Origin of the sequence: Streptomyces fradiae, from assembly GCF_041270065.1 — a bacterium.
GTDB lineage: Bacteria > Actinomycetota > Actinomycetes > Streptomycetales > Streptomycetaceae > Streptomyces.
This window is the reverse complement of sequence record NZ_CP065958.1, coordinates 4,806,076-4,832,077: the sequence shown is the minus strand read 5'-3', so window position 1 is coordinate 4,832,077 and position 26,002 is coordinate 4,806,076. Positions and strand designations below refer to the sequence as shown.

Sequence of the window (26,002 nt, the reverse complement as noted above, 5' to 3'; positions counted from 1 at the left end):
CGCGAGTTAACGTGCCGCCTATGACGACTGCACTCATCACGGGGGCCACCGCCGGTATCGGCGCCGCCTTCGCACGGCGGCTCGCCGCGGACGGACATGACGTGGTGCTCGTGGCGCGCGATGTGAAGCGGCTGCGCGAGCAGGCGACCGAACTGCACGACCGGCACGGGATCGAGGCCGAGGTGCTCGCCGCGGACCTGTCCACGGAGGACGGGATCGCCGCGGTCGAGGCCCGGCTCTCGGACGCCAAGCGGCCGGTCGATCTCCTCGTGAACAACGCGGGGTTCGGCAACAAGGGCCGGTTCCTCGAAGTGTCCATGGCGGACGAGCTGACGATGCTGAAGGTGCACTGCGAGGCGGTGCTGCGGCTGACCTCCGCGGCGGCCGCCTCGATGCGCAAGCGGGGCCGCGGCGGGGTGGTGAACGTCGCCTCCGTCGCCGCGTTCGTGCCGCGCGGCACCTACGGGGCGTCGAAGTCGTGGGTCGTGCAGTTCACCCAGGGCGCGGCGCGCGACCTCGCGGGCAGCGGGGTGCGGATGATGGCGCTGTGCCCCGGGTTCGTGCGGACGGAGTTCCACGAGCGGGCGGGGATGGGGACGGACAACATCCCGGGCTGGATGTGGCTGGACGCCGACAAGCTGGTGGCCGCGGCCCTGGCCGACCTGGCCCGGGGACGGACGCTGTCCATCCCCGATCCCCGGTACAAGGCGCTGATGGGTGTGGTGAAGCTGGCCCCGCGCGGGCTGCTCGGCGGGGTGTCGTCGAAGGCGGGCCGCAAGTACGGGCCGAAGTAGGGCGGCCCCGAGTGACCTCAGGAACCTCAGGGGTCTTAAGGGCCTTAAGGGTCTTAAGGGCCCTAAGGGTCAGTTCACACCCGGCCCCTCGTACGCCCCGATGTTGGGGGCCGCCGTCGCCGACACGGCGTTCCCGAACCAGTCCCTGCCGCCGTTGTCCTCGATCGGGACACCGGCGGACAGGGCCGGGGATCCGGCGCCGAGGCGCAGGTCGGGGCGGAGCAGCGGGTCGGCGGTGAGACCGCCCGGATCGGGGCGGGTCATCGTGATCCCGTGGAAGAGGTTGTGGTCGAAGGAGAGCCCGGGCGTCGGGTTCTTGAAGGCGTAACCGCCCGGGGCGCCCTGGTTGACGAAGACGTTGTTCCTGAAGGCGAGTTCGTGGCGGGTGGTGGCGGGGCTGCCCGCGTCGTCCTGGACGAGATGGCCGGGGACGGCGGTCCGGTTCACGAAGGTGTTGTTGTAGATCTTCGTGTTGATGATGGGGCCCCAGCAGTTCTGGACGAGGCGCGCGCCGTCGTCGGTGCTGAGGTTGTAGCGGACGACGGTGTCGAGGGTCCGCGCCCCGCTGTAGGGGCAGATCAGCAGGAAGCCGCCCTTGTTGTCGTGGCTGAGGTTGTACTGGAAGACGGTGCCCTTGGAGGCGCCGTCGGCGTCGAAGGACATGCCGTCGCGGGTGTTGCCGCCGCCGGAGACCTCGTTGTACTCGATCACCGTGTCGTCGGTGTTGAAGGTCCAGATGCCGGCGTTGGCCGCCTTGGAGCGCAGTTGGAAGCCGTCGAGGCGGTTGTGGTCGACGCGGGCGCCGCGGGTGGTGTCGAGCTTGATGCCGTCGCCGGCGATCGAGGTCAGGGTGTTGTGGTGGACGCGGACGCCGAGGCTCGGGGTCCAGGCGCCGGGGTAGGCGTTCGGGTCCTGCTGGTTGCCGACCAGATCGCGCTTGGAGAACCGGGACTTGAAGTAGACGCCCTCGCGGTCGACGTCCCTGATGTCGTTGTGGTGGATGTCCAGGCCCTCGTACCAGCTGGGCACGCCGGTGCCCTCGACGGCGATGTGGATGGCGCTGGAGCCGGTGAGGGTCTTGAAGTCGCCGCCGCGCACGTCGTGGATGGCGAGGTGGTCGAGGGTGATGCCCCGCGCGGCGCCGAAGTCGGCGAGCCGGAGGCGCACGCCGTTGCGCTCGCTGCCGGGCGCGGCCGCGTTGGTGATCTCCAGACGGGTGAGGCGGGTGTACGGGGTGTTCGCGAGGAGTACGGCGTCGTGGGCGCCGCCGCCGTCGATGACCGCGCGGCCGGGCGCGGTGCCGTAGTCGGCGATGGTGAAGGGGTACGCGGCGGAGCCGGCGCCCCGCGGCTGGAGGGTGCCGGTGCAGGTGGTGCCGCGCTTGAACAGGAGCCTGTCGCCGGGCCCGTAGGGGTGGGCGTTGGCCTCGGCCAGGGTCGTCCAGGGGTGCTGGACGGTGCCGTCGCCGGGGCCGGCCGCCGTGCAGTCGACGTGGTGGCGGCCGCCGGGCGGGGTGGCGGCGTGGGCGGTCGGGGCGGTCGGGGCGATGGCCAGAAGGGGGAGTGCCAGGGCGGTGAGGGCGGCGTACGTACGGCGTCGGGTCACTGATCCTCCGCATCGGGGACTTCGGGGACTTCCGGGGCTTCGAGGGCGAGATCTGCGGTGGTGCCGTTCTGCCAGGTCACGGTGAGCGTGCGGGGGCCGGTGACCCGGACGTCTGCGAGGGCGGCCACGGGGCCCGGCTCGGGCTCTCCCGTGAGGGAGGCGAGGGCCACGAAGAGGCACTCGGGGCCGCTGGTGGTGCCGGTGAGGGCGGGGGTACGGGTCGGGCCGGGGCCCTGGAGGGTGGCGCCGGTGGGGAGTTCGGCGACCTCGGAGCCGTACCCGTGGACGGGGTGCAGCTGGGAGACGGGCGCTTCAGGCCCGTCGGCGTGGGTCGTCCAGCCGGTCTGCCGTACGGGGGTCCCCTCCGGGGCGCCGAGGACGAGGTGCGCGCGGAGTTCGGCGCGGCCGTGGGCGAGGGTGGCGGACAGGACCCGGACGCCGGGCAGCGGGGTGTGCAGGGAGGCGGCCCGGTCGGGGCCGGCGCCCAGCGGGACGGCGGGGCCCCGGGCGGTGGCGGTGCCGTCGGGGCGGAGCAGCGCGAAGTGGTTGTCGGCCGGGTCGGGGCCGGTGGTGGGTCCCGTACGGGTGGCGTACGCGAAACGGGCGTAGCCGGGCTCGTCGTCGGTGCCCCACGCGGTGCTGCCGACGTGGTTGCTGCCGTGGTTGTGGAGGCGGACCAGGCCGTCGGCGGCGGTGGTCTGGACGAGCAGGCCGGTGGGGCCGAAGGGCCGTACGGTGTCGGCGCGTTCGGCGGGCAGCGGTTCCTCGGTGGCGGTCCACAGGGGGTGGTCGGCGGGGGCGAGGAGTCCGAGGAAGCCCTTGGACGCCCAGTAGGGGGAGCCGGGTCCGGAGTAGCCCTGGACGACCGGCCCGTAGGGGCCGTACCAGCCGAGGGTGAGCAGTCCGCGCTCGTCGGTGGCGCCCCGGTCGAGGAAGTGCCGCAGGGCGCCGGAGGCGAGCCGGCGGGTGGCGCCGGGGCCGAGCGGGGTGTGGCCGGTGAGGGCGCCGAGCCAGGGGGCCGCGGCGGCGGCGAAGCGGTAGATCAGGGAGCGCCCGTACGGGACGGGGGCGCCGTTGCCGTCGAAGAGGTGGACGTGGTCGTCGAGCTGGGCGCGCAGCCGGGGGCCGTAGCGGTCCAGGAGGGCGCGGTCGCCGGCGAGGTGGGCGTGCAGCACGGGGTAGAAGTGCAGGGCCCAGGGGTTGTAGTGGTCGAAGGCGCGGTTGTCGCCGTCGCTGTACCAGCCGTCGCCGAGCCACCACTGCTCGATCCGGTCGAGGGAGCGGTCGATGGTGGCGGCGGCACGGTCGGTCTCGATGCCGGCGTCCTGGAGGAAGCCGGCGACGGTGAGGCCGAAGAGCCACCAGTTGTTGTCGACCGGGGAGGGGTCGAGGGCGGGCAGCAGCCAGTCGGCGATCCGCTCGCGGACGGGTTCGTCGAGCCGGTTCCAGAGCCGCGCGCGGGTGAGGCGGAGGGCGAGGGCGACGGAGGCGGACTCGACGATCGCCTGCCGGGTGCCGGCCATCAGGGGCCAGGACTCGGGGTCGTCGCCGCCGGGTTTCTCGGTGCCGGCGGCGAGTCCGGAGGCGTAGCGGTCGAGGTGGGCGGGGTCGCCGAGGAGGGCGGCGAGGAGGAAGGTGCGGGCGTAGCCCTCCAGTCCGTCGGAGCGTGGCCCCGACCAGCTGGGGCGGGGCCCGGGCAGGTCGATGAGTGCGCCGCGGGGCGAGGCGTGGGGGCGGACGGCGCGCAGCAGCCGGTCGGCGGTGTGCTCCCAGTGGGTCCGGGTCCACCCCGTACGGGGACTGAGCTCACGGTTCTCGGGCGGCGTGGGCATGATGCTCCCTGGAACTCGCTGGGGACGTCGGCGTCGCCCGGAATCCTGAGGACGCTTCGATCGAACGTCAAGGGGTGATGGAGCGAATGATCGAAATTCCTTCCGTTCGATCATTTCGCTTCGGCCTGGTCTAAGGTCGGGTGACCACCACCACCGCAAGGGGGAACCGCACCGTGCGCGAGAGTGCTGCCGAACGACACGACCGACTGCTGGCCCTGGTGCGCGAGCGCGGCACCGCCCGGGTCTCCGACCTGGCCGGGCTGCTCGGGGTCTCCCCGGTGACCGCGCGCCGGGACGTCGAGGCGCTGGCCGCGAAGGGCCTGCTCGACCGGGTGCACGGGCAGGTGTCCTGGCCCCGCGCGCAGGGCCCGGCCGGCCCCGCGGCGGGCGGCGGCCCGGTGCTCGGGCTGCTCGCGCCGTCCGCCGGCTACTACTTCGCCGAGGTCATCCGGGGCGCGCACGAGGCCGCCGCGCGGGCGGGCGCGCGGCTCGTGCTGCGGATCTCGGACTACCGGCCCGAGGAGGACCGGGCGCGCGCCGAGGGGCTGATCGCGGCGGGCGCCGAGGGCGTGCTCGTCGCACCCGGCTGGCGCGGCCCGGAGGACCGGCTCGCGTACGGGGACTGGCCGGCCGAACTGGCGGTGCCGACCGTGCTCCTGGAGCGCCGGGCCGTGCCGGGCAGCGCGCTCGACGACCTGGACCGGGTGTCGTCGGACCACGCCCACGGGGTGCTGCTCGCCCTGCGCCACCTGCTCGGTCTCGGCCACGCGACCCCGCTCCTGGTGGCCCGCGGGGACAGCCCGACGGCGCTCGCGGTGCGCGCCGGGTACGCCGAGGCGCTCGGCACCCTGGACCTGGCCGCGCCGCACCCGGTCATCGACTCCGTACCGGCCGAGACCGATCCGGCGGGGTTCGAGGCGGCGGTACGGGCGCTGCACACGGCGGTGACCTCGGGGACGGCCAGCGCGGCCCTCGTGCACAACGACGTGGACGCGATCCAGATCGTGCAGCGGCTCGCCGAACTCGAGGTGCGGGTGCCGGAGGACCTGGCCCTGATCGCGTACGACGACGAGGTCGCCGCGCTCGCCGACACCCCGCTCACGGCGGTCGCCCCGCCCAAGCGCGAGGTGGGCAGGGCCGCCGCGGAACTCCTGGTGGAGCGGCTGACGGGCACCGCCGCGGGCGACGGCGAGGAGCCCGTACGGCAGCATCTGAGCCTGCTGCCGCGGCTGCGGGTGCGGGCCTCGTGCGGGGCGCGGCCGGCCGAGAGGATCTGACCTCTCAACCGATCTCCCGTCTGATCTTTTTTCGATCAATCAATCTTTCGCTCTTGACTTCGCTCAGGAACGGTTTCAGGATCACGGCCACAACGTCCCAGCCGCCCCGTCCTCAGGAGCCGTGCCGTGAGCCGCAGTTGGAGCAGAACGTCCCGTGTCATAGCAGGCGCCGCCACCGCCCTGGCCGTCCTCACGGCCTGCGGCGGAGGCGGCGCCGGCGAGACCGACGCGGACGGGCCCGTCACCATCACCTTCTGGGGCTGGGCCAAGGGGTCCAAGGACGTGGTCGACGCGTTCAACGCCTCCCACAAGAACATGCAGGTCACGTTCGAGGAGATCCCCTCCGGCACCGCCGGCGGCTACGCCAAGATCTCCAACGCCGTGAAGGCGGGCAACGCCCCCGACCTCGTCTCCATCGAGTACTCCTCGCTCCCCGAGTTCGTCTCCTCCGGCGCGCTCCAGGACATCGGCGACCAGTTCACCGAGCAGGACCGCGGCAAGCTGCTGCCGCAGGCCGTGGAGCTCACCACGCTCGGCGGCAAGAGCTGGGCGGTGCCCTTCGACGCCGCCCCGCAGGCCTTCTTCTACCGCAAGGACCTGTTCGCGAAGTACCAGGTCGACGTGCCCAAGACCTGGGACGAGTTCAAGGCCGCCGCCGAGAAGGTCAAGAAGGCCGACGCCAAGGCCCGGATCGCCACCTTCTTCCCGGACGACCCCACCACCTTCGAGGCCATGGCCTGGCAGGCCGGCGCCCAGTGGTTCAAGGCCGAGAACGACACCTGGAAGATCGACACCACCGACCCGGCCACCACCAAGGTCGCCGGCTACTGGCAGGGCCTGCTCGACGCCGACCTCGTCCACAAGGACGCCTCCTTCAGCCCCGAGTGGACCGGCTCCCTCAAGAACGGCACCACCATCGGCTACCTCGGCGCCTCCTGGGGCGCCGGCGTCCTCAAGGGCACCCTGCCCGAGCAGAGCGGCAAGTGGGCCGTCGCCCCCATGCCGAACTGGGGCACCCCCGCCAGCGGCATGCTCGGCGGCACCTCCTTCGCCGTCACCAAGGACAGCAAGAAGAAGGCCGCGGCCGTCGAGTTCGCCGAGTGGATGTCCACCACCGAGGCCGGCGTGAAGGCCCGCATCGCCTCCGGCACCTCCAGCGCCTTCCCCGCCGCCACCGCACTGCGCCCGGTCGCCAAGTCGGTCTTCGACGCCGGCTACTACGGCGGCCAGGACATCTACGCCCTGTTCGAGGAGGCCGGCGCCTCCATCGACGGCACGTGGGCCTGGGGGCCGACCACCGGCACCACCAACACCACCATCAAGGACCAGTTCGGCAAGCTCGCCCCGGGCGGCCCGCGCATCACCGACGCCGTCAAGGCCGGCCACGACGCCACCGTCGCCGAGCTCACCAAGCGCGGACTGAAGGTCGAGGGCTGATCCCGTGAAGGCCCGCACCCGCGCGGCGGCGACCCTGCTGACCCCGTTCTTCCTGCTCTTCACCGCGGTGATGGTGATCCCGATCGGCTACGCGGTCTGGCTCAGCCTCTTCACCGAGAAGCAGTCGGGACTGGGCTTCGGCGGCGCCGAGACCGTCTTCAGCGGACTCGACAACTACACCGCGGCGCTGGGTGACCGGGCCTTCCGCGAGGGCTTCGGCGTGCTGCTCGGATACTGCCTGTTCTACATCCCGCTGCTGCTCGCCGGGGCCCTCGGCCTCGCCCTGCTGCTCGACTCGACGCTGGCCCGCGCCCGCCGCTTCTTCCAGCTCGCGCTGTTCCTGCCGCACGCCGTCCCCGGCATCATCGCCGCGCTGATCTGGGTCTACCTCTACACCCCGCAGCTCAGCCCGGTCGTGCGGGCCATGGAGTCCGGCGGCATCGGCTTCGACTTCTTCTCCCCCGAAGGCACCCTCCCCTCCGTCGTCAACATCGCGCTGTGGGAATGGCTCGGCTACAACATGGTGATCTTCTACGCGGCCCTGCAGGCCATCGACCGCTCCGTCCTGGAGGCCGCCACCGTCGACGGCGCCGGCGCCTGGCGGATCGCCCTCGCCATCAAACTCCCGCTGATCCGGGCCTCCCTGGTGATGGTGGCCCTGTTCACCCTCATCGGCTCGCTCCAGCTCTTCACCGAGCCGCTCATCCTCAACAAGGGCACCGGCTCCGCCGTCACCTCCACCTGGACGCCCAACATGTACGCGTACACCGCCGCCTTCGACCGCAACGACTACGGGCTCGCCGCGGCCGCCTCCGTACTCCTCGCCCTGACGGCCGCCCTGCTCTCCTTCGCCGTGACCCGGCTGACCGGACGCAAGAAGGGGAGGGCAGCATGAGCCGCACCGCCACGGGCCACCGCCGGCCCTCCGTCTGGCTGTCGAAGACCGCCGTCAACGGCGCCCTGCTGCTCGCCGTCGGCTACATGCTCTTCCCGCTGGTCTGGCTGCTGACCGCCGCCACCAAGAACACCGGCGACCTGCTCGCCGGAGACGCCTTCTCCTTCGAGGGCTTCGACCTCGGCGGCAACCTGAGCCGGCTCGCCGCGTACAACGACGGCGTCTACTTCCACTGGTACCTCAACAGCCTGCTGTACGCGGGCGTCGGCGCGCTGGCCTGCTCGCTGATCAGCGTCGCCGCGGGCTACGCCTTCGACAAGTACGACTTCCCCGGCAAGGAGAAGCTGTTCGGCGTCGTGCTACTCGGCGTGCTCGTGCCCACCACCGCGCTCGCCCTGCCCATGTATCTGCTCGCCAGCGAGATCGGCATCGTCAACACCTACTGGGCCGTGCTCGTCCCCGTCCTCGTGAACCCCTTCGGCGTCTACCTCGCCCGGGTGTTCAGCGCCGGCTACATCCCCGACGAGGCCCTCGAAGCCGCCCGTATCGACGGGGCCGGCGAACTGCGCGCCTTCTGGTCCATCGGACTGCGCATGGTCATGCCCGGCTTCGTGACCGTCTTCCTCTTCCAGTTCACCGCGATCTGGAACAACTTCTTCCTCCCCCTGGTGATGCTCTCGGACCAGAAGCTCTTCCCGCTGAGCCTCGGCCTCTACGCGTGGAACAGCAACGCCCACGCCGAACCCGACTACTACCCCCTCGTCGTCACCGGATCCCTGCTCGCCGTCGTCCCCCTCGTGGTCGCCTTCGTCTCCCTGCAGCGCCACTGGAAGGCGGGACTGACCGCCGGCAGCGTCAAGTGAGGAACACAGATCCCACGATGCACCCCACCACTGACCATCGCCCCCGGCTCCTCCTCGCCATGGGCCCCGGCGTCGCCGAACGCCTGCTCACCGAGGACCACCGGACCCGGCTCGCCGCGCTCACCCGCACCGACCCGCAGCTCGTCGCCCACGACCTCACCGCACCGGAAGGCCCGGCCGCCGAAGCCCTCGCCGAGGCCGAACTCCTGCTCACCTGCTGGGGCGCCACCCCGCTCACCCCCGAGGTGCTCGCCCGCGCCCCGCGCCTCAAGGCGGTCGTCCACGCGGCCGGCTCGGTCAAGCACCACATCACCGACGCCTGCTGGCAGCGCGGCATCACGGTCACCTCGGCCGCCGCCGCCAACGCCCTGCCGGTCGCCGAATACACCCTCGCCGCCATCCTCTTCGCCGGGAAGCGGGTGCTGCGCTCCGCCCAGCAGTACGCCGAACTCCGCACCGACCAGGCCTGGCTCGCCGAGTCCACGACCTGGGGCAACTACCGCAGGACCGTCGGCATCGTCGGCGCCTCGCGCATCGGCCGCCGGGTCCTCGACCTGCTGCGCCCCTTCGACCTCGACGTGCTGCTCCACGACCCGTACGTCACCGAGGCCCCGCCCGGAGTCGAACTCGTCGGCCTGGACGAACTGTGCGCCCGCGCCACGGTCGTCTCCGTGCACGCGCCCCAACTCCCCGCCACGTACCGCATGATCGGAGCCCGCCAGCTCGCCGCGATGCCCGACGGCGCGACCCTGATCAACACCGCCCGCGGCTCCCTCGTCGACGAGGACGCGCTCCTCCCCCACCTCGTCGCGGGCCGGCTGCACGCGGTCCTCGACGTCACCGACCCCGAGCTCCCGCCCCCGGACTCCCCGCTCTACACCCTCCCCAACGTGCTGCTCACGCCGCACGTCGCCGGCTCCCTCGGCAACGAACTGCACCGGATGGCCGACCAGGCGCTCGCGGAGGTGGCGCGGTACGCGGCCGGGGAGCCGTTCGCGGAGGAGGTACGGGCGGCGGACCTGACGCGCTCGGCGTAACAGGCGCACCGTCGGCGTAAAGGGCGCACCTGGAGGGGGCGGACCTAGACTGGAGAGGTCCTACCCCGCCCTCGGACGTCTCCGGGAGGCGTCATGAGTTTCGTACAGATCATCGACTGCAAGACCAGCCGGATCGACGACCTGAACCGGCTGATGGACCAGTGGGTCGAGCAGACCAAGGGCAAGCGGACCGCCACCCACAGCATCGTCGGCAAGGACCGCTCCGACGCCTCCCACGTGGTGGAGATCGTCGAGTTCCCCTCGTACGACGTGGCCATGCGGAACTCGCAGCTCCCCGAGACCGACCGGATCTTCCGGGAGATGGTCGCGCTCTGTGACGAGATGCCGACCTTCACCGACCTGGACGTGGTGCGCGACGAGGCGCTCTACAAGGCGAACGCCCGGCGGCTCCTGGACATGTTCGCGAACGAACCGGAGCTGGCGCTGCTCGACGAGGTCCTCGCCGAGGGCTACCACGACCACGATCCGACCAACGAGCAGGACGTCATCGGGATGGACGCGGTCCAGCGCGAGGTCGCGATGTGGCGGGGCGGCTTCGACTTCGCCTTCACCGTGGACGACCAGATCGCCGAGGGCGACCGGGTCTGCACCCGGTGGACCTGGCGGGGCAGCCACACCGGGGACTTCATGGGGCTCCAGCCGACCGGCATGGAGGTGTCGATGACCGGCACCGTCATCCACCGCTGCCGGGACGACGGCAAGATCGTGGAGGGCTGGTGGCAGTACGACCTGCTCGGTCTGATGGGGCAGCTCGGCGCCGTGGAGGCCTAGATCGGAACAGCACCGAGGCCCGGTGCTCCCGCGACGGGAGCACCGGGCCTCGGTCTTACGCGTCAGGCGTCAGGCGTCAGTGCCTCAGTGCCTCAGTGCCTCAGTGGGAGTGGCCGTGACCGTGGCCGTGACCCGCGTCCGCCGGCTCCTCCTCCTTCTTCTCCACCACGAGGGTCTCGGTGGTGAGAAGCAGGGAGGCGATCGACGCGGCGTTCTCCAGGGCGGAGCGCGTGACCTTCACCGGGTCGATGACGCCGGCCTTGACCAGGTCGCCGTACTCGCCGGTGGCGGCGTTGAAGCCCTGGCCCTTGTCGAGCTCGGCGACCTTGGAGGTGATGACGTAACCCTCGAGACCGGCGTTCTCGGCGATCCAGCGCAGCGGCTCGACCGCGGCGCGGCGGACCACGGCGACACCGGTGGCCTCGTCGCCGTCCTTGCCGAGGTTGCCCTCGAGCACCTTGACGGCGTGGACCAGAGCGGAGCCACCACCGGAGACGATGCCCTCCTCGACCGCGGCGCGGGTCGCGGAGATGGCGTCCTCCAGACGGTGCTTCTTCTCCTTCAGCTCCACCTCGGTGGCGGCGCCGACCTTGATCACGCACACGCCGCCGGCCAGCTTCGCGAGGCGCTCCTGGAGCTTCTCGCGGTCCCAGTCGGAGTCCGTGGCCTCGATCTCGGCCTTGATCTGGTTGACGCGGCCGAGGACGTCCTCGGAGGTGCCGGCGCCGTCCACGATCGTGGTGTCGTCCTTGGTGACGGTCACGCGGCGGGCGGTGCCGAGCACGTCGAGACCGGCCTGGTCGAGCTTGAGGCCGACCTCCTCGGAGATGACGGTGGCACCGGTGAGGGTGGCCATGTCCTGGAGCATCGCCTTGCGGCGGTCACCGAAGCCGGGCGCCTTGACGGCGACGGCGTTGAAGGTGCCGCGGATCTTGTTGACGACGAGGGTGGAGAGGGCCTCGCCCTCGACGTCCTCGGCGATGATCAGCAGCGGCTTGGAGCCACCGGACTGGATGACCTTCTCGAGCAGCGGCAGGAGGTCCTGGATGGAGGAGATCTTGCCCTGGTTGATCAGGATGTACGGGTCGTCGAGGACGGCCTCCATACGCTCCTGGTCGGACACCATGTACGGGGAGAGGTAGCCCTTGTCGAAGGCCATGCCCTCGGTGAAGTCGAGCTCCAGGCCGAAGGTGTTGGACTCCTCGACGGTGATGACACCGTCCTTGCCGACCTTGTCCATGGCCTCGGCGATGAGCTCGCCGACCTGCTGGTCCTGGGCGGAGAGCGCGGCGACGGCGGCGATGTCGGACTTGTCCTCGATCGGGCGCGCGGTGGCGAGCAGCTCGTCGGAGACGGCCTTGACGGCGGCGTCGATGCCCTTCTTCAGGGCGGACGGCGAGGCGCCGGCGGCGACGTTGCGCAGACCCTCGCGGACCAGGGCCTGGGCGAGCACGGTGGCGGTGGTGGTGCCGTCACCCGCGATGTCGTTGGTCTTGGTCGCCACCTCCTTCACGAGCTGGGCGCCGAGGTTCTCGTACGGGTCCTCGATCTCGACCTCGCGGGCGATCGTGACACCGTCGTTGGTGATGGTCGGCGCGCCGAACTTCTTGTCGATGACGACGTTGCGGCCCTTGGGGCCGATCGTCACCTTCACCGTGTCGGCCAGCTTGTTGACGCCGCGCTCAAGGGCGCGACGGGCGTCCTCGTCGAACTTCAGGATCTTCGCCATGGGAGCGGTTCAGCCCTCTCGGAAATCGTTGAACGAAAACTGCGCCCCTGGACGCCCACGGGGAAACCAGGGGGTCAGGGGCGCAGCTCAAAGCATCTGGCTTCAGGTGCCTTGGTGAATTACTTCTCGATGATCGCGAGCACGTCGCGAGCCGAGAGGACGAGGTACTCGTCGCCGTTGTACTTCACCTCGGTGCCGCCGTACTTGCTGTAGAGCACGACGTCGCCGACCTTCACGTCGAGCGGAAGACGCTCGCCGTTCTCGAAGCGGCCCGGGCCCACGGCGAGGACGGCGCCCTCCTGGGGCTTCTCCTTCGCGGTGTCCGGGATGACCAGGCCAGAGGCCGTGGTCTGCTCGGCGTCGAGCGGCTGGACCACGATGCGGTCCTCAAGCGGCTTGATGGCAACCTTGGAGCTGGCGGTCGTCACGATCCGACCTCCCCCTTCGGTGATCTCACGGGGTTGACTGTCTGAGGTGGCGACCAGGTGGATCCGTCGTCGCGGGTGCCGGACCTGCCCGTCGCTGTGTTGGCACTCTCCTGCGGGGAGTGCCAGAGCCGAGACTATGACCGCGATTAGCACTCGGTCAAGCGGAGTGCCAATTCACGACCCCGTGGCGTGATGCGGCGCCTCCGGGCGGGCTTCCGGACGGGCTTCCGGGCGGACCGCGCGATGGGGATGCGGGGTGACCCGCTCCGCCGCCTTGCGGCCCAGCCGCTCGAACGGGTCGACCGAGGGGGCGCAGGCCGGGAGGGCCGCGAGCAGCGCGCCGGCCAGGGCCAGGGCGGCGATCGGCCGGCGCGCCCGGCTCATACGTAGTCCTCGAGCTTCGCCACCGCGTACCCCTTGGCCGTGATCGTCTTCATCACCAGACGGATCATGTCCGGCATGGAGCCCTTCCAGTCCCCCTTGCCACGGAAGTGGGTGAGGATGATGTCGCCGGGGTGCAGGTCCCGGTCCCACTCGCGCCACTCCATGTGGTCGGCGAAGGCCTCCGACGCCCACAGCGGAACGGCCTTCACGCCGCAGGACTTGGCGGCCCGCAGCGTGTCCTCGTTGTAGTTGCCGTACGGCGGCCGGAACAGCCGGGGCCGCTGGCCGAACTGCTTCTGGATGATGTCCTGCATCCCGCAGATCTGCCGCTTCTGGTCGTCGTAGTCGAGACCGGGCAGATAGGGGTGGGTGAGCGTGTGGTTGTTCAGGGTCACGCCCTCGCCCTGCATCTTCTTGAAGTAGCCGTAGTCGTCCTTCACCAGGTAGTTGCTGAGGAAGGCGCTGTACGGGATCTTCAGCTCGCTCATCATGCGCAGCAGCGCGGGGTCCTTCTCGGCGCCGTCGTCGATCGTCAGGAAGACGATCTTCTGCTTGGTCGGCACGGTGGTGAAGACCGGCGGCAGGCCCGTCCCGTCGGTCTCGAAGCCCTTGCGGGTGGTGATCTTCGGCTTCACCTTGGGCGGTTCGGGCGCCTCGATCGGCGGCTGGGCGAGACCCCACTTCTTCGCGGCGGCGACCCGCGCGGCCCGCGCCTTGCGGACCCGCTCGACGTACGCGTTGAGCGCGCCGGCCGCGCCCTCGGCGCGCGGCTGCTGGCCGGCGGCCGGCTTGGCCGGGGCGGGCTTCTCCTCGGCGGCGGGGCTCGCGCAGGCGGAGCCCAGGGCGGCGACGAGCAGGGCGGCCCCGACCACCCGCACGGACGCCCGCACGGACCGGAATCCATGCCTCTGTTCTTTTTGTCGTACTAGCTGCATGGCGCCGCATCCTGTCAGCGCCACGCCCCTCCGGGGCCCCGACACCACCGGCGGACCCGCACCGTCCCCCGGGCGGCCCGCACCCGTACGGACCACGGCCTTGGGGCCGCCGGACCACGGCGACAATGGGAGGGTGACCGACCTCGCCGCCTTCACCGCCCTGCTCGCCCCCGAGGGGCAGGCCCTGCTCGCCGCCCTGCGCGACTACGACCCCGCCCAGGAGCTGGCGGTCGCCTCGCGGCTGCGCCGCGACCACCCGGCCGAACTGGTGTCGGCGGCGCTCGGGCAGGCCCGGCTGCGGCAGCGCGCGGTGGCGAAGTTCGGCGCCGAGGACGCGTACCGCATGTACTTCACCCCCAACGGCGTCGAGCAGTCGACGCGGGCGACGGTCGGGCGCTACCGGGCGGAGCGAATGAAGGCGCTCGGCGTGCGCAGTGTCGCGGACCTCTGCTCCGGGATCGGCGGCGACGCGATCGCGCTCGCCCGCGCCGGGATCTCCGTCCTCGCCGTCGACCGCGATCCGCTGACCGCCGAGGCGGCCCGCGCCAACGCCGCCGCGCTCGGCCTCGCGGAGCTGATCGAGGTGCGGTGCGCGGACGTGACGGAGATCGACACCAGCCCGTACGACGCGGTGTTCGTCGACCCGGCGCGGCGCGGCGGCCGGGGCCGGATCTTCGACCCCGAGGCGTACTCGCCGCCGCTGTCCTGGGCGATCGAGGCGGCCCGCAAGGCCCCGCACGCGGCCCTGAAGATCGCGCCCGGCGTCCCGCACGAGGCGGTGCCGGAGGAGGCCGAGGCCGAGTGGATCTCGGACGGCGGCGACGTGAAGGAGGCGGTGCTGTGGTTCGGCACCGAGCCGGGCGCCCGCCGCGCCACCCTGCTGCCCGGCGGCGCCACACTCACTGGGGGTACCTCCCATGCCGAAGGCCATGGGGGAGAGCGGCTGCCGGACCCGGCGGTCCGGCCCGTCGGCCGCTATCTGTACGAGCCGGACGGCGCCGTCATCCGCGCGCACCTGGTCGCCGAGGTGGCGAAGGAGCTGGACGGCGGTCTGATCGACGAGACCATCGCGTACGTCACGGCGGACGAGCTGCGCCCCACCCCGTACGCCGCCGCCTACGAGATCACCGACGAACTCCCCTTCAACCTCAAGAAGTTGAAGGCGCTGCTGCGCGAGCGCGAGGTCGGCGTGCTGACCGTGAAGAAGCGGGGCTCGGCCGTCGAACCCGAGGAGATCCGGCGGAGGGTGAAGCCGAAGGGCCCCAACTCGGCGACGGTGCTGCTCACTCGGGTCGCGGGTGCGCCGACGATGCTGATCGGGCGGCCGGCGGGGCGTTGAGCCGGACGGCCAGGCGGTAGTGCGCGACGGCCTTGTTCAGGCCGATGAGCCCGTTGATCCAGAGGATGAGGCCGATCCCCATCCCGTACGCGACCATGCCGTAGCCGTCGCCCGACCGGGTCGTCGCCGTCCCGGCGGGGACGGCGAAGCCCAGGAACAGCCCGAGCCCGCACAGCACGGCGGACAGCAGCAGCCAGCAGACGCTCAGCGCCGGGGCCCGCAGCCGCGCGTCCGTCGGCCCGTGCCGGTCCAGCGCCGCCCACAGCACGAGCCGCTCCCGCACCACCCGGTCCCGGCGCACGCTGCGCACGGTCAGCCAGACCGCCGGCCCGAGCACGCCGAGGCCGAGGCCGGCCGCGATCAGGCCGATGAGCATCGAGATCGGGTCGCTCAGCGCGCTGGACAGCGAGGTGAGCAGCACCCCGACCATCCCCCACCCGAGCTGGAGCAGCGCCAGCCAGGTCAGGAACAGCGCGAGCCGCCCGCCGCCGAGCAGCCGCCGCGAAAGGTCCCCGAGCGCGACCGCCCGGTCGGCGAGCAGCGCCTCCCGGTCCGGCCAGCTCCGCAGCTCGACGGGCGGCGGGGGCGGCGGCAGTTGGGGCAGGCGGGGCGGTGCGGTACGGCGAGACATACCGGCGAGCCTAGGCGACCGGCCGGGTCGTAGGGTTTCCCCGGTGACCGGATCCCAGGGGACGCCCACCCCGTACACCGCCTTCCACGACGAGCCCTTCCCCGAGGTGTTCGGGAACCCGACGGAGGCGGTCGTGAGCGCCGACGGGCAGTGGCTCGCGGTCAGTTCGGTCATCTCGGACCTGAGTCGGGTCGTGGTCTACCGCACCGCCGACCTGTCCTGCGCGCAGGTCCTGCACTTCGCCATGGAGACCGACACCATGGCCTTCCACCCCACGCTTCCGCTGCTCGCCATCGGCTTCGACAACGGCGACGGGTACATGCGCGAGGGCAACCTGATCCTGCTCGAGCCCGAGAGCGGCCACCGCGTCGACTTCCCCGACACCAACTGGGGTGTCGAGCTGGTCCGCTGGACGGACGCGCACACCCTCGAACTCACTCTCTGTGCCATGTACGACGGGGACACGTACGAGCGCTCCCGGGCCACCTTCGCCCGCGAGAACTGGCTCGGTCTCGCCCCCGACGACCTCAAGCCGCACCCCGTCGACGCGCCACTGATCGACCCGGACGCCCAACTCCCGTACCCCGACCGCGATCCCGCGCCGTCCGTCCTGCGAGCGCTCGCCGAGCGGGTCGGCCGGAGCTACGCATGCAACCCGACGCCGCCGGCCCCGCGCCTGCACGCGGCCCCCGACGGCACCGTCCTCGTCGGCACCTTGGCCGGACAGATCCTGCGCTACTCCTCCTGATCCCGGGCGTCCCTGGCGCGGGCAAGCAGCAGCTCACGCTCCCGTTCGTTGCGGGTGAGTTCCGCCGCCCGCTCGAACTCCGCGCGCGCCTCCGCCGTACGGCCCAGGCGGGCGAGGAGGTCGCCGCGGACGCTGGGGAGGAGGTGGTAGCGGTCGAGGCCGGGGGCGGTGGCGAGGGCGTCGACGAGGGCGAGGCCCGCCTCGGGGCCCTCGGCCATCGACACCGCGACGGCGCGGTTGAGCTCGACGACCGGGGAGGGCGCGACGGCGGCGAGCCGGGCGTAGAGGGCGGCGATGGTGGCCCAGTCGGTGTCCGCGTAGGCGGGCGCCCGGGCGTGGCAGGCGGCGATGGCGGCCTGCAGGGCGTACGGGCCGGAGGCGCCGCCCGTCTCGACGGCGCGCTCCAGGGCGGCGTAGCCGCGCCGGATCAGCAGCCGGTTCCAGCGCCGGCGGTTCTGGTCGGCGAGCAGCACCGGCGCCCCGTCCGGCCCGGTGCGGGCGGCGGTGCGCGAGGCCTGGATCTCCAGGAGGGCGGCCAAGCCGTGCACCTCGCTCTCGGCCGGCATCAGCGCGGCCAGGCCGCGGGCGAGCCGCAGCGCGTCTTCGCAGAGCCCGGGCCGCAGAAGATCGTCGCCGGCGGTCGCCGCGTACCCCTCGTTGAAGATCAGGTAGATGACTTCGAGAACCGAGCCGAGCCGGGCGGCGCGCTCCTCCCCGTACGGCACCTCGAACTCCACGCCCGCCTTCGCGAGCGTCCGCTTGGCGCGGGTGATCCGGGCGGCGACGGTCGCCTCCGGGACGAGGAAGGCCCGGGCGATCTCGTCGGTGCGCAGGCCGCCGACGAGCCGCAGGGTGAGCGCGGCGCGCGCCTCGGCGGAGAGCACCGGGTGGCAGGTGGTGAAGACAAGCCGCAGCACGTCGTCGTCGATGTCGCCGGGACCGGCGGGCTCCGGGTCGTACGACTCCTCCGCGAGGGTCCGGCCGACCTCGGCCAGCTTCCGCGCATAGGTCTCGCGGCGGCGCACCAGGTCGACGGCGCGGTGCCTGGCGGTGGCCGTCAGCCAGGCGCCCGGCCGGTCCGGGACGCCCGCCTGCGGCCACTGCTCCAGGGCGGCGACGAGCGCGTCCTGGGCGATCTCCTCGGCGATGCCGACGTCCCGGACGATCCGCGTCACCGTGGCGATGATCCGCGCCGACTCCATCCGGAAGACCGTCTCCAGCGTGCTCTGCACCGTCACGGGTCACATGACAGCACAGAGCGCTGACAACCGCCGCGAACCGGGCTCAGCCCTCCGGCATCTCCTCGACCTCGCGGACCTCCAGGCCCACCGTCCAGTGCTTGGGGTGCACCTCCAGGAAGCGCTTCCCCCACTCGATCGCCTCGGCCATGTCCTTGCACTGCATCATGGCGTATCCGCCGACGACCTCCTTGGTCTCGGTGAACGGGCCGTCCGTGTACGACAGCTTCCCGTCCGACCAGCTGATCCGGGTGGCCTCGGCGGTGGGCTTCAGACCGGCCGTGTCCAGCATGACGCCGGCCTTGGTGATCTCCTCGAACAGCGCGCCCATGCGCTCCTCGAAGCCGGGGTCCGCCGACGCCATGTCGATGGTGTTCTCCTCGATGCGGACGAGGGACAGGTAGCGGGGCATGGTGACTCCTCGGGTGCGGTGGGGCGGGGCCGTTCCCCGCCTTCCACTCATACGTCGAACGGGACACGGCCGCATCGACACCAACCCGAGGATTTTCCGGACCTGGTTTTCTCCGGAGGCTTCGGAACGAAGCCTCCTAGACGTAGTCCTCCAGGCGCGCGACCGTGAAGCCCTGCTCCTCGATGTGGCGCAGCAGATTGGCCATCATCTCGGTCATCGTGCGGCCCTTGAGCTCGGACGGGCCGCGGAAGTGGGCCAGGATGATGTCACCGGGGTGCAGCTTCTTGTCGCCGCGCTGGTACTGCATGTTCTGGATCTGCATGGACTCGCGCCACAGCACGATCGCCTCGACCCCGCACTCCTTGGCGGCGGCGCGGGTGGCCTCGTTCCAGTTGCCGTACGGCGGGCGGAAGAGCCGGGGCCGGATGCCGTACTCCTTCGCCAGCTTCTCCTGCTGGCCGCAGATCTCCCGGTGCTGGGCGTCCGGGGAGAGGGTGCGCAGGTTGGGGTGGGTGAGGGTGTGGTTGGCGAGGCCGTGGCCCTGGGCGAGCAGCGGCTCGAAGTAGCCGTAGTTCGCGCGGATGGTGGCGTCGGTGAGGAACATCGTCACCGGCACCTTGAGGTCCTTCATCATCGCGACGAACTCGGGGTCCTTCTCGGCCCCGTCGTCGATCGTGATGAAGACGACCTTCTGGTCCGTCTCGATGTCGCTGATGACCGGGACGGGACCGCCGACCGCGCGGGTGACCGGCTTCTTCGCGGGCGGGGCGGGCGGCGCGGCGAGCGGCTTGAGGCCCCACTTGCGGTACGCGGCGGCAGCGGCGGCCGCCGCGTCCGGGGCCTTCGGGGCGGCCGGAGCGGCCCCGGGGGCCTTGTTCCCGGCCGACGGGGTCGCCGTACCGGCTCCCGGGGCCGGGGCGTCGGCGTCGGCGGTGGTGCAGCCGGTCGCCGCGAACAGAGCGACGGCGGTCAGGGCCGCCCACAGCGCGATCGTCTTCTTCACGCGCTGTGGGATGCCCGAATCCGGCGAAAGGTTGCCTTAGATACGACTATCCGACTGACGGGAGACCGATTCGAAGCGCCAGCGGTGCACCGAACGGGTGATCAGCTCCCCGTCCGGTTCCGGCAGCTCGGGCAGTTCGGCGTCGAGGCCGTCCGCCGTCTCCCACCAGGTGAGGACGAGGACCCGGTCCTGCGGGGCCCGGAAGGTCTCGCGGCACAGCGGCTCCCCCGGCAGCTCCTGGGCCCGCGCCCAGGCGAGGAGTTCGTCCCCGCGTCCCTCGGCCGCCCGCGCCTCCCACATGAGAGCGACCCTCATGAGTAGAGGTTCTCCTTGCTGACCTCGTGCACGTGGTCATGGTCGTGCACGTGGTCATGAGCGTGGTTCCCCGGCACGTGCGACTCCGTCACCGGCAGCGAGGAGTCCGCCGACAGCTCCAGGTCGGAGGCGGCCCGGCCGCGCGCCACCATCTCGGCGCCGAGCGCCGCCACCATGGCGCCGTTGTCGGTGCACAGGCCGGGGCGCGGCACGCGGAGCCGGATGCCGGCCCGCTCGCAGCGCTCCTCGGCGAGGGCGCGCAGGCGCGAGTTGGCGGCCACGCCGCCGCCGATCATCAGGTGGTCGACGCCCTCGTCCCGGCAGGCCCGGACGGCCTTGCGGGTGAGCACGTCGACGACCGCCTCCTGGAAGGACGCGGCGACGTCCCGTACGGGCACGTCCTCGCCCGCGTTCCGCTTGGCCTCGATCCAGCGGGCCACGGCGGTCTTCAGACCGGAGAAGGAGAAGTCGTACGCCGGGTCCTTGGCGCCGGACAGGCCGCGCGGGAACGCGATGGCGGCCGGGTCGCCCTCCCTGGCGAGCCGGTCGATGACCGGGCCGCCCGGGAAGCCCAGATCCAGGACGCGGGCGATCTTGTCGAAGGCCTCGCCGGCGGCGTCGTCGATGGTGGCGCCCATGGGCCGCACGTCGGCGGTGATGTCGGAGGAGAGCAGCAGCGAGGAGTGGCCGCCGGAGACCAGCAGCGCCATCGTCGGCTCGGGCAGCCGGCCGTGCTCCAGCTGGTCGACGCAGATGTGCGAGGCGAGGTGGTTGACGCCGTAGAGCGGCTTGCCGAGGGCGTACGCGTACGCCTTGGCGGCCGAGACGCCGACGAGCAGCGCGCCCGCGAGGCCGGGCCCGGCGGTCACGGCGATGCCGTCGAGGTCCTTCGGGGAGACCCCGGCCTCCTTCAGGGCGCGCTCGATCGTCGGGACCATGGCCTCCAGGTGCGCGCGGGAGGCGATCTCGGGGACGACACCGCCGAACCGGGCGTGGGTGTCGACGCTGGAGGCGACGGCGTCGGCCAGCAGGGTGGTGCCGTGGACGATGCCGACGCCGGTCTCGTCGCAGGAGGTCTCGATGCCGAGTACGAGCGGTTCGTCAGCAGCCATCTGAATCAGTCTCTGTTCCTTGAACGGTCAGTCGCATCACGAGCGCGTCCACGTTTCCGGGCTGGTAGTAGCCGCGCCGGAAACCGATGGGCTCGAAGCCGAAGCGCTCGTACAGCTTCTGGGCCCGGGTGTTGTCCACGCGCACTTCGAGCAGGACCTCGTCGCACTCGAAGGCCGTGGCGTGCTGGAGCAGGTCGGTGAGGAGGCGCCCGCCGAGGCCGGTGCCCCACTGGTCGCGGGCGACGGCGATGGTCTGGACGTCGCCGAGGCCGCCGGCCGCCGCGAGGCCCGCGTACCCGACGAGCCGTCCGTCCGCCGTCTCGGCGACCACGTAGTGCCGGGTCGCGCGCGGCCCGCGGGCGTGCGCGAGCTCCGACCAGAACATCCCCTCCGACCAGGCGTCCTCGGGGAACAGCTCGGCTTCGAGCGCGAGCACCGGCGCCAGGTCCCACCAGCGCATCTCGCGCAGTCGCACGCCGCTCACTGGGGCGTGACCACCTTGTAGTTCTTCGGCACCTGGGCGTCGGGGCGGCGCAGGTACATGGGCAGCGGCTCCAGGAACGCCTCCTGGTCCCCCGCCGCCAGCCGCTCGGCCGCGAGGGCGGCGAGCGCGGCGGCCGACTGGTGCTCGGGGTCGCGGGCGTCCGGGAAGGCCTCGGGGTAGAGGCGGGCGCCGGCACCGACCACCGGGAGCCCGGCGAGCTGCTCGGCGATGTCGGCGGGACGGTCGACCGACGCCTCCGTGACGCGCGTGCGGGAGTTCTCGTACCGCGCCCAGTAGACCTCCTTGCGCCGCGCGTCGGTGGCGACGGCGAAGGGCTCCTGGATGCCGGAGGCGTACGCGAGTCCGTCGAGCGTGCACAGGCCGTGCACCGGAACGCCGAGCGCGGAGGCGAAGGCGGCGGCGGTGACCAGACCGACGCGCAGTCCGGTGTACGGGCCGGGGCCGACACCGACCACGAGTCCGGTCACCGCGTCGAGCGCGAGCCCGGCCTCCTTCATGACCCGGTCGACGGCGGGCAGCAGCAGCTCCCCGTGTCTGCGGGCGTCCACCTGGGAGGACTCGGCGACGACGGTCTCGCCGTCGTGGAGGGCGACGGTGACGGCGGGTGTGGCGGTATCCATGGCGAGCAAGAGCACGCGAACAGCCTACGGCGCCGGAGCGCCGGACATGGTGCCCCGCTCGTCGGGGGGCGGCGGTGCTACGGTCGGGGCGATCAGACACCGATACGTACGTACGACAGAAGGTGGGCGCACGGTGGCACGGAGCAGCTCGGGATTCGTGGCCGGGCTCACCGCGGCGGCGGTCGCCGTGGTCGGCTTCCTCGCCTATCAGGCCTCGGCCGCCGCGCCGTCGCCGGCCGAGCTCGCGGCGAAGCCCCGCACCCCGAGCACGGCCCCGTCGGCCGAGGCGGGCGGAAAGCCGAAGCAGCCCGCCAAGGACCCGCTGGCGCTGCCCGCCGACTCCGGCAAGGGCGCGCGCGTGGTGTACGCGCTGAAGGACCACCGGGTGTGGCTGGTGGACGCGAAGAACCAGGTGACGCAGACCTTCTCGGTGATGCCGAGCACGGTCTCGCCGCCGCCCGGGAGGTACGCGGTGACCTCGCGCTCCGGCGCGGTGCGCGGCTCGGACGGGGTGCAGATCGAGCACGTGGTGCGGTTCGCGACGGTGCAGGACGTGTCGATCGGCTTCAGCGCGGCGGTGGACGGCTCGACGCAGGAGCCGGACCCGACGAAGAAGACCGGCGGCATCCGGATGAAGCGCGCGGACGGCGACGCGATGTGGACCTTCGCGTCGATCGGCGCGAAGGTCGTGGTCGTCGCCTGACCAGCGGAGGAACGCCCGTTCGCGGCGCGGCGGCCAAGCCGGGCTAGGCGGCCTCGTCCTGTACGGCGGGGGCGTCGGGCTCCTCGTCCGCGGTCTCGCGTGCGCGCGGCGGGGTGGACACGGCGGTCGCGGCCGCGCAGGCCGCGAGCAGCACTCTCATCGGGACGGTGTCCGTGCTGACATCCGCGGTGCGGTCCTCGCGCTCGGGCGTCGCCATGCCTGCCTCCCGTAGGTTAGGTACACCTAACCAGCTCGTGCATCCATGTGACCACGCCCGCGCGCACCGGCGCAACATTTTCCCGACACGTTGTCGGAACGTACGTACGTTCAGCCGCGTACGTTCAGCCCAGCCGCAGGTCCTCGGCCGCCCAGCGGGCGCCGATGCCGTTGAGGACGACGGTCCGCCGGTCGTCGTCGGTGTCGCCGACGACCCGGTGGATCAGCACGTGCAGCCGGTCGTCGGTCAGCTCCTCGACCTTGCCGTCGCCCCACTCGACCACGACGACGGAGTCGGGCAGCGAGACGTCGAGGTCCAGGTCCTCCATCTCGTCGAGACCGCCGCCGAGCCGGTACGCGTCGACGTGCACCAGCGGCGGGCCCGCCACCAGCGAGGGGTGGACGCGGGCGATCACGAAGGTCGGCGAGGTGACCGCGCCCCGCACCCCCAGGCCCTCGCCGAGCCCGCGGGTCAGGGTGGTCTTGCCGGCGCCGAGCTCGCCGGTGAGCATCACGAGGTCGCCGGCGCGCAGCAGCTTCGCGAGCCGGCGGCCGAGCTCCTGCATCCGCTCGGGCGAGTCGACCTCGACGGTGGCCCGGTTGGCGGTGGCCTGGTTGACAGTGGCCTGGTCGTGCGGTGTGTCCATACGGCCCAACCTACCTAGCCCGGTACGGGGACGGCTCCGGCCCGTACCAGCAGGTCGGCGATCCGGTCGGTGACCGCCTCGGGGTGTTCCAGCATCACCAGGTGTCCCGCGTCGGGCACGATCACCAGCTCCACGTCCGGCAGCAGGTCGGCGATGACCTCGGTGTGCGAGCTGGGGGTGACCAGGTCGCGGTCGCCGGCGAGGGCGAGCACCGGGAGCTCGCGGAAGGCGGCGAGCGCGGCGGTGCCGTCGTGGTCGGCGAAGGCCGGGTAGAACGCGGCGACCACGTCGATCGGGGTCGACTCGATCATCCGCTCGGCGAACCGGGCCACCGCCGGGTCCACGTCCTTCGAGGAGAACGAGTACTTCTTGATCAGCCCGGCGAACAGGTCGGCGGTGGCCCGCCGGCCCCGCTCCACCAGCTCGGCCTGCGAACCGAGCGCCCGCAGCACGCCCGGCAGCACCCGGCGCACCGCGTTGACGCCGGCCACCGGCAGGCCGTAACTGACCTCATTGAGCCGCCCCGACGAGGTGCCGACGAAGCCGACGCCGACCACCCGCTCGCGCACGAGCTCCGGGTACTGCTCGGCGAGCGCCATGATCGTCATGCCGCCCATCGAGTGCCCGACGAGCACCAGCGGGCCCTCGGGCGCGGCAGCGTCGAGCACCGCCTTCAGGTCGCGGCCGAGCTGGGCGATGGAGACCGGCACGCCGTCCGGGCCCTCCTGGGCGAGCCCGGGCCCGGAGCGCCCGTGGCTGCGCTGGTCCCAGTGGACGGTGCGGACCAGGCCGCGCAGCGCTGCCCGCTGAAAGTGCCAGGAGTCCTGGTTGAGGCAGTATCCGTGGCTGAAGACGACGGTGACGGGGGTGGGGGCCTTGCGTCCGAAGAGCCGGCGCCGGCGGGGTGCGGAGGGGTCGGGCTCGACCTCGTCGACCTCGTAGTAGAGCGCGGTGCCGTCGTCGGCGACCGCCTTGCCGGGGGTGCCGCGCAGGGCGCCGTACGGACCCTCGGCGTCGAGCGCGAGCCGCGCCTTCTGCCGTACCGAACGCCCCACGGTGAGCCGCTCGATCGCGACCCCGGCCGCCGCGCCGGCGGCGAGCACGCCTATCGCGGCCCCGGCCCAGCCGGCCCTCCGCCAGGTCTCGTCACCCACGCCCGAGCCCCTTTCAGTCCCCCACGTAGACGCGCGGGACGCGCGCGCCGATCCGGGTGACGATCTCGTACGCGATGGTGTCGGCGGCCTCCGCCCAGTCCTGGGCCGTCGGCTCGCCCCGGTCGCCGGGCCCGAAAAGCACGGCCTCGGTGCCGGGCTCGGGCGCGTCGCCGCCGAGGTCGACCACGAACTGGTCCATCGCGACCCGTCCGGCCACCGTCCGCACCCGGTCGCCGACCAGGACCGGGCCGCGGCCGGAGGCGTGCCGGGGGATGCCGTCCGCGTAGCCGAGGGGGATCAGGCCGAGGGTGGTCTCGTCCGGGGTGACGTAGTGGTGCCCGTACGAGACGCCGTGGCCGGCCGGCACCTGCTTCACCAGGGCGACGCTCGCCTTGAGCGACATCACCGGGCGCAGGCCGAGCTCGGCGGAGGTGCCGAGGGCCGGGTCGGGCGACACGCCGTACATCGCGATGCCGGGCCGGACGAGGTCGAAGTGCGCCTCGGGGAGCGTCAGGGTGGCGGGCGAGTTGGCGATGTGCCGGACCTCGGGCTCGACACCGGCCTTCTCGGCGTAGTCGAGCATCGAGCGGAAGACGTCCAGCTGGGCGGGGATGGAGGGGTGCCCGGGTTCGTCGGCGCAGGCGAAGTGCGACCACAGTCCGGTGATCCGTACGAGCCCCTGGGCCTGGGCCTTCAGGGCCTCGCCGACGAGTTCGGGCCAGTCGGCGGGCTGGCAGCCGTTGCGGCCGAGGCCGGTGTCGGCCTTGAGCTGGATCCGCGCCGGGCGCCCGACCGTCTGCGCGGCCTCCGTCACCTCGCGCAGCGCCCACATCCCGCTGACGGACATGTCGAGCCCGGCCTCGACGCCCTCCGCCCACGGGTCCCCGGGCGTCCACAGCCAGCACATGATCCGCGCCTCGGTCAGCCCCGCCGCCCGCAGCGCCAGCGCCTCCTGCGGCGTCGCCGTCCCCAGCCACGTCGCCCCGGCGTCGAGCGCGGCCCGCGCACACCGCACGGCCCCGTGTCCGTACGCGTCCGCCTTCACCACGCCCATCACCTGAACGTGTGGCGCGACCCGGGCGCGCAGCGTGCGGACGTTCGCACGCAGCGCCCCGAGGTCGATCTCGGCGCGGGCTCGGCGGGGCGGCTGTGTCTGAGTCATCGGCCCCAGTCTCTCAGGTGCGGACGGTGCGACCGCGCCTGCCCGCCCCGGGCGGTTCGCCCACCGTTGCGGGCGCGCCCCGCACCCGGGCCTACCCGCACCACCAGCGCGGCGCACCCGTGGTGCGGGCACAGGCCCGGAAGCCTAGGCCCGGCAACGGGCGCCGTCCGTTGTGCCCACCCGTTCCGC

The 26,002-nt window shown here is 72.3% G+C and carries 28 protein-coding genes; 10 read left to right on the top strand and 18 right to left on the bottom strand.

Annotation, left to right across the window (positions count from 1 at the left end; all coding sequences use genetic code 11):
- The first annotated feature begins 20 nt into the window (after positions 1–20).
- The gene (locus JAO84_RS22325) at positions 21–794 is read left to right on the top strand and encodes an SDR family NAD(P)-dependent oxidoreductase (protein ID WP_370414445.1); all 774 of its coding nucleotides are present in this window, start codon (positions 21–23) and stop codon (positions 792–794) included.
- Positions 795–863: 69 nt separating this feature from the next.
- Here JAO84_RS22325 and JAO84_RS22320 read toward each other — a convergent pair whose 3' ends face one another.
- Positions 864–2,399, bottom strand: coding sequence for a right-handed parallel beta-helix repeat-containing protein (locus JAO84_RS22320; protein WP_370414444.1), 1,536 nt, complete (start codon positions 2,397–2,399; stop codon positions 864–866).
- On the bottom strand, positions 2,396–4,231 hold the full coding sequence (locus JAO84_RS22315) for a DUF2264 domain-containing protein (protein WP_370414443.1): 1,836 nt from the start codon (positions 4,229–4,231) through the stop codon (positions 2,396–2,398). The genes JAO84_RS22320 and JAO84_RS22315 overlap by 4 nt, the downstream gene beginning before the upstream one ends.
- 173 nt (positions 4,232–4,404) lie before the next feature.
- Here JAO84_RS22315 and JAO84_RS22310 point away from each other — a divergent pair, with 173 nt between their 5' ends.
- The 6 genes from JAO84_RS22310 (at position 4,405) to JAO84_RS22285 (ending at position 10,532) form a co-directional block, all read left to right on the top strand.
- Positions 4,405–5,508: a substrate-binding domain-containing protein gene (locus JAO84_RS22310; RefSeq protein WP_370414442.1), complete on the top strand. Its 1,104-nt coding sequence runs from the start codon at positions 4,405–4,407 to the stop codon at positions 5,506–5,508.
- Positions 5,509–5,634: 126 nt separating this feature from the next.
- Complete coding sequence (locus tag JAO84_RS22305; protein WP_370414441.1) at positions 5,635–6,945, top strand: ABC transporter substrate-binding protein; 1,311 nt, start codon at positions 5,635–5,637, stop codon at positions 6,943–6,945.
- A 4-nt stretch (positions 6,946–6,949) separates the two neighbouring features.
- Positions 6,950–7,840, top strand: coding sequence for a carbohydrate ABC transporter permease (locus tag JAO84_RS22300; protein ID WP_265867519.1), 891 nt, complete (start codon positions 6,950–6,952; stop codon positions 7,838–7,840).
- On the top strand, positions 7,837–8,703 hold the full coding sequence (locus tag JAO84_RS22295) for a carbohydrate ABC transporter permease (protein ID WP_370414440.1): 867 nt from the start codon (positions 7,837–7,839) through the stop codon (positions 8,701–8,703). Before JAO84_RS22300 ends, JAO84_RS22295 begins: the two co-directional genes overlap by 4 nt.
- A 17-nt stretch (positions 8,704–8,720) precedes the next feature.
- Positions 8,721–9,740, top strand: a complete 1,020-nt coding sequence (locus JAO84_RS22290; protein ID WP_265867517.1) for a hydroxyacid dehydrogenase — start codon at positions 8,721–8,723, stop codon at positions 9,738–9,740.
- A gap of 93 nt (positions 9,741–9,833) precedes the next feature.
- Positions 9,834–10,532 carry an ester cyclase gene (locus tag JAO84_RS22285; RefSeq protein WP_265867516.1) on the top strand — a complete coding sequence of 233 codons (699 nt, stop codon included), beginning with the start codon at positions 9,834–9,836 and terminating at the stop codon, positions 10,530–10,532.
- A gap of 100 nt (positions 10,533–10,632) precedes the next feature.
- Here the strand turns inward: JAO84_RS22285 and groL are convergent, their stop codons facing one another.
- From groL to JAO84_RS22265, 4 genes are all read right to left on the bottom strand, one after another.
- The gene (gene groL, locus JAO84_RS22280; protein WP_265867515.1) at positions 10,633–12,261 is read right to left on the bottom strand and encodes a chaperonin GroEL; all 1,629 of its coding nucleotides are present in this window, start codon (positions 12,259–12,261) and stop codon (positions 10,633–10,635) included.
- 119 nt (positions 12,262–12,380) lie between these two features.
- Positions 12,381–12,689, bottom strand: a complete 309-nt coding sequence (gene groES, locus JAO84_RS22275; protein ID WP_004955293.1) for a co-chaperone GroES — start codon at positions 12,687–12,689, stop codon at positions 12,381–12,383.
- A 174-nt stretch (positions 12,690–12,863) separates the two neighbouring features.
- A complete protein-coding gene (locus tag JAO84_RS22270) occupies positions 12,864–13,073 on the bottom strand; it encodes a hypothetical protein (protein WP_370414439.1) in 210 nt (69 codons plus the stop codon).
- Positions 13,070–14,008, bottom strand: a complete 939-nt coding sequence (locus JAO84_RS22265) for a polysaccharide deacetylase family protein (protein WP_370414438.1) — start codon at positions 14,006–14,008, stop codon at positions 13,070–13,072. Before JAO84_RS22265 ends, JAO84_RS22270 begins: the two co-directional genes overlap by 4 nt.
- Positions 14,009–14,141: 133 nt before the next feature.
- Between JAO84_RS22265 and JAO84_RS22260 the strand changes: the two genes are divergently transcribed.
- Positions 14,142–15,347, top strand: coding sequence for a methyltransferase domain-containing protein (locus tag JAO84_RS22260; protein ID WP_370414437.1), 1,206 nt, complete (start codon positions 14,142–14,144; stop codon positions 15,345–15,347).
- On the opposite strand, the gene JAO84_RS22255 is transcribed toward JAO84_RS22260, so the two are convergent.
- Positions 15,292–15,978: a hypothetical protein gene (locus JAO84_RS22255; protein ID WP_370414436.1), complete on the bottom strand. Its 687-nt coding sequence runs from the start codon at positions 15,976–15,978 to the stop codon at positions 15,292–15,294. The genes JAO84_RS22260 and JAO84_RS22255 overlap by 56 nt on opposite strands.
- A gap of 43 nt (positions 15,979–16,021) precedes the next feature.
- Here JAO84_RS22255 and JAO84_RS22250 point away from each other — a divergent pair, with 43 nt between their 5' ends.
- The gene (locus tag JAO84_RS22250; RefSeq protein ID WP_370414435.1) at positions 16,022–16,726 is read left to right on the top strand and encodes a hypothetical protein; all 705 of its coding nucleotides are present in this window, start codon (positions 16,022–16,024) and stop codon (positions 16,724–16,726) included.
- Here JAO84_RS22250 and JAO84_RS22245 read toward each other — a convergent pair.
- The 7 genes from JAO84_RS22245 to tsaB form a co-directional block, all read right to left on the bottom strand.
- The gene (locus tag JAO84_RS22245) at positions 16,714–17,928 is read right to left on the bottom strand and encodes an RNA polymerase sigma factor (RefSeq protein WP_370416835.1); all 1,215 of its coding nucleotides are present in this window, start codon (positions 17,926–17,928) and stop codon (positions 16,714–16,716) included. The genes JAO84_RS22250 and JAO84_RS22245 overlap by 13 nt on opposite strands.
- An 82-nt stretch (positions 17,929–18,010) precedes the next feature.
- Positions 18,011–18,376, bottom strand: a complete 366-nt coding sequence (locus tag JAO84_RS22240) for a YciI family protein (protein ID WP_370414434.1) — start codon at positions 18,374–18,376, stop codon at positions 18,011–18,013.
- A gap of 136 nt (positions 18,377–18,512) precedes the next feature.
- The gene (locus JAO84_RS22235) at positions 18,513–19,379 is read right to left on the bottom strand and encodes a polysaccharide deacetylase family protein (RefSeq protein WP_370414433.1); all 867 of its coding nucleotides are present in this window, start codon (positions 19,377–19,379) and stop codon (positions 18,513–18,515) included.
- A 36-nt stretch (positions 19,380–19,415) separates the two neighbouring features.
- Positions 19,416–19,694: a hypothetical protein gene (locus JAO84_RS22230; RefSeq protein WP_370414432.1), complete on the bottom strand. Its 279-nt coding sequence runs from the start codon at positions 19,692–19,694 to the stop codon at positions 19,416–19,418.
- A complete protein-coding gene (tsaD, locus tag JAO84_RS22225) occupies positions 19,691–20,806 on the bottom strand; it encodes a tRNA (adenosine(37)-N6)-threonylcarbamoyltransferase complex transferase subunit TsaD (RefSeq protein WP_370414431.1) in 1,116 nt (371 codons plus the stop codon). Before tsaD ends, JAO84_RS22230 begins: the two co-directional genes overlap by 4 nt.
- Positions 20,796–21,266: a ribosomal protein S18-alanine N-acetyltransferase gene (gene rimI, locus JAO84_RS22220; protein WP_370416834.1), complete on the bottom strand. Its 471-nt coding sequence runs from the start codon at positions 21,264–21,266 to the stop codon at positions 20,796–20,798. Before rimI ends, tsaD begins: the two co-directional genes overlap by 11 nt.
- Positions 21,267–21,286: 20 nt before the next feature.
- The gene (gene tsaB, locus JAO84_RS22215) at positions 21,287–21,946 is read right to left on the bottom strand and encodes a tRNA (adenosine(37)-N6)-threonylcarbamoyltransferase complex dimerization subunit type 1 TsaB (protein ID WP_370414430.1); all 660 of its coding nucleotides are present in this window, start codon (positions 21,944–21,946) and stop codon (positions 21,287–21,289) included.
- A gap of 118 nt (positions 21,947–22,064) precedes the next feature.
- Between tsaB and JAO84_RS22210 the strand changes: the two genes are divergently transcribed.
- The gene (locus tag JAO84_RS22210) at positions 22,065–22,634 is read left to right on the top strand and encodes a hypothetical protein (protein WP_370414429.1); all 570 of its coding nucleotides are present in this window, start codon (positions 22,065–22,067) and stop codon (positions 22,632–22,634) included.
- A gap of 43 nt (positions 22,635–22,677) precedes the next feature.
- On the opposite strand, the gene JAO84_RS22205 is transcribed toward JAO84_RS22210, so the two are convergent.
- The 4 genes from JAO84_RS22205 to alr form a co-directional block, all read right to left on the bottom strand.
- Positions 22,678–22,851, bottom strand: a complete 174-nt coding sequence (locus JAO84_RS22205) for a hypothetical protein (RefSeq protein WP_370414428.1) — start codon at positions 22,849–22,851, stop codon at positions 22,678–22,680.
- Between the two features lie 124 nt (positions 22,852–22,975).
- The gene (tsaE, locus tag JAO84_RS22200; protein WP_370414427.1) at positions 22,976–23,497 is read right to left on the bottom strand and encodes a tRNA (adenosine(37)-N6)-threonylcarbamoyltransferase complex ATPase subunit type 1 TsaE; all 522 of its coding nucleotides are present in this window, start codon (positions 23,495–23,497) and stop codon (positions 22,976–22,978) included.
- Between the two features lie 14 nt (positions 23,498–23,511).
- Entirely contained in the window at positions 23,512–24,651 is a 1,140-nt protein-coding gene (locus JAO84_RS22195) for an alpha/beta fold hydrolase (RefSeq protein WP_370414426.1), read from the bottom strand.
- Positions 24,652–24,664: 13 nt separating this feature from the next.
- Positions 24,665–25,813, bottom strand: coding sequence for an alanine racemase (gene alr / locus JAO84_RS22190; protein ID WP_370414425.1), 1,149 nt, complete (start codon positions 25,811–25,813; stop codon positions 24,665–24,667).
- Between the last annotated feature and the right edge of the window lie 189 nt (positions 25,814–26,002).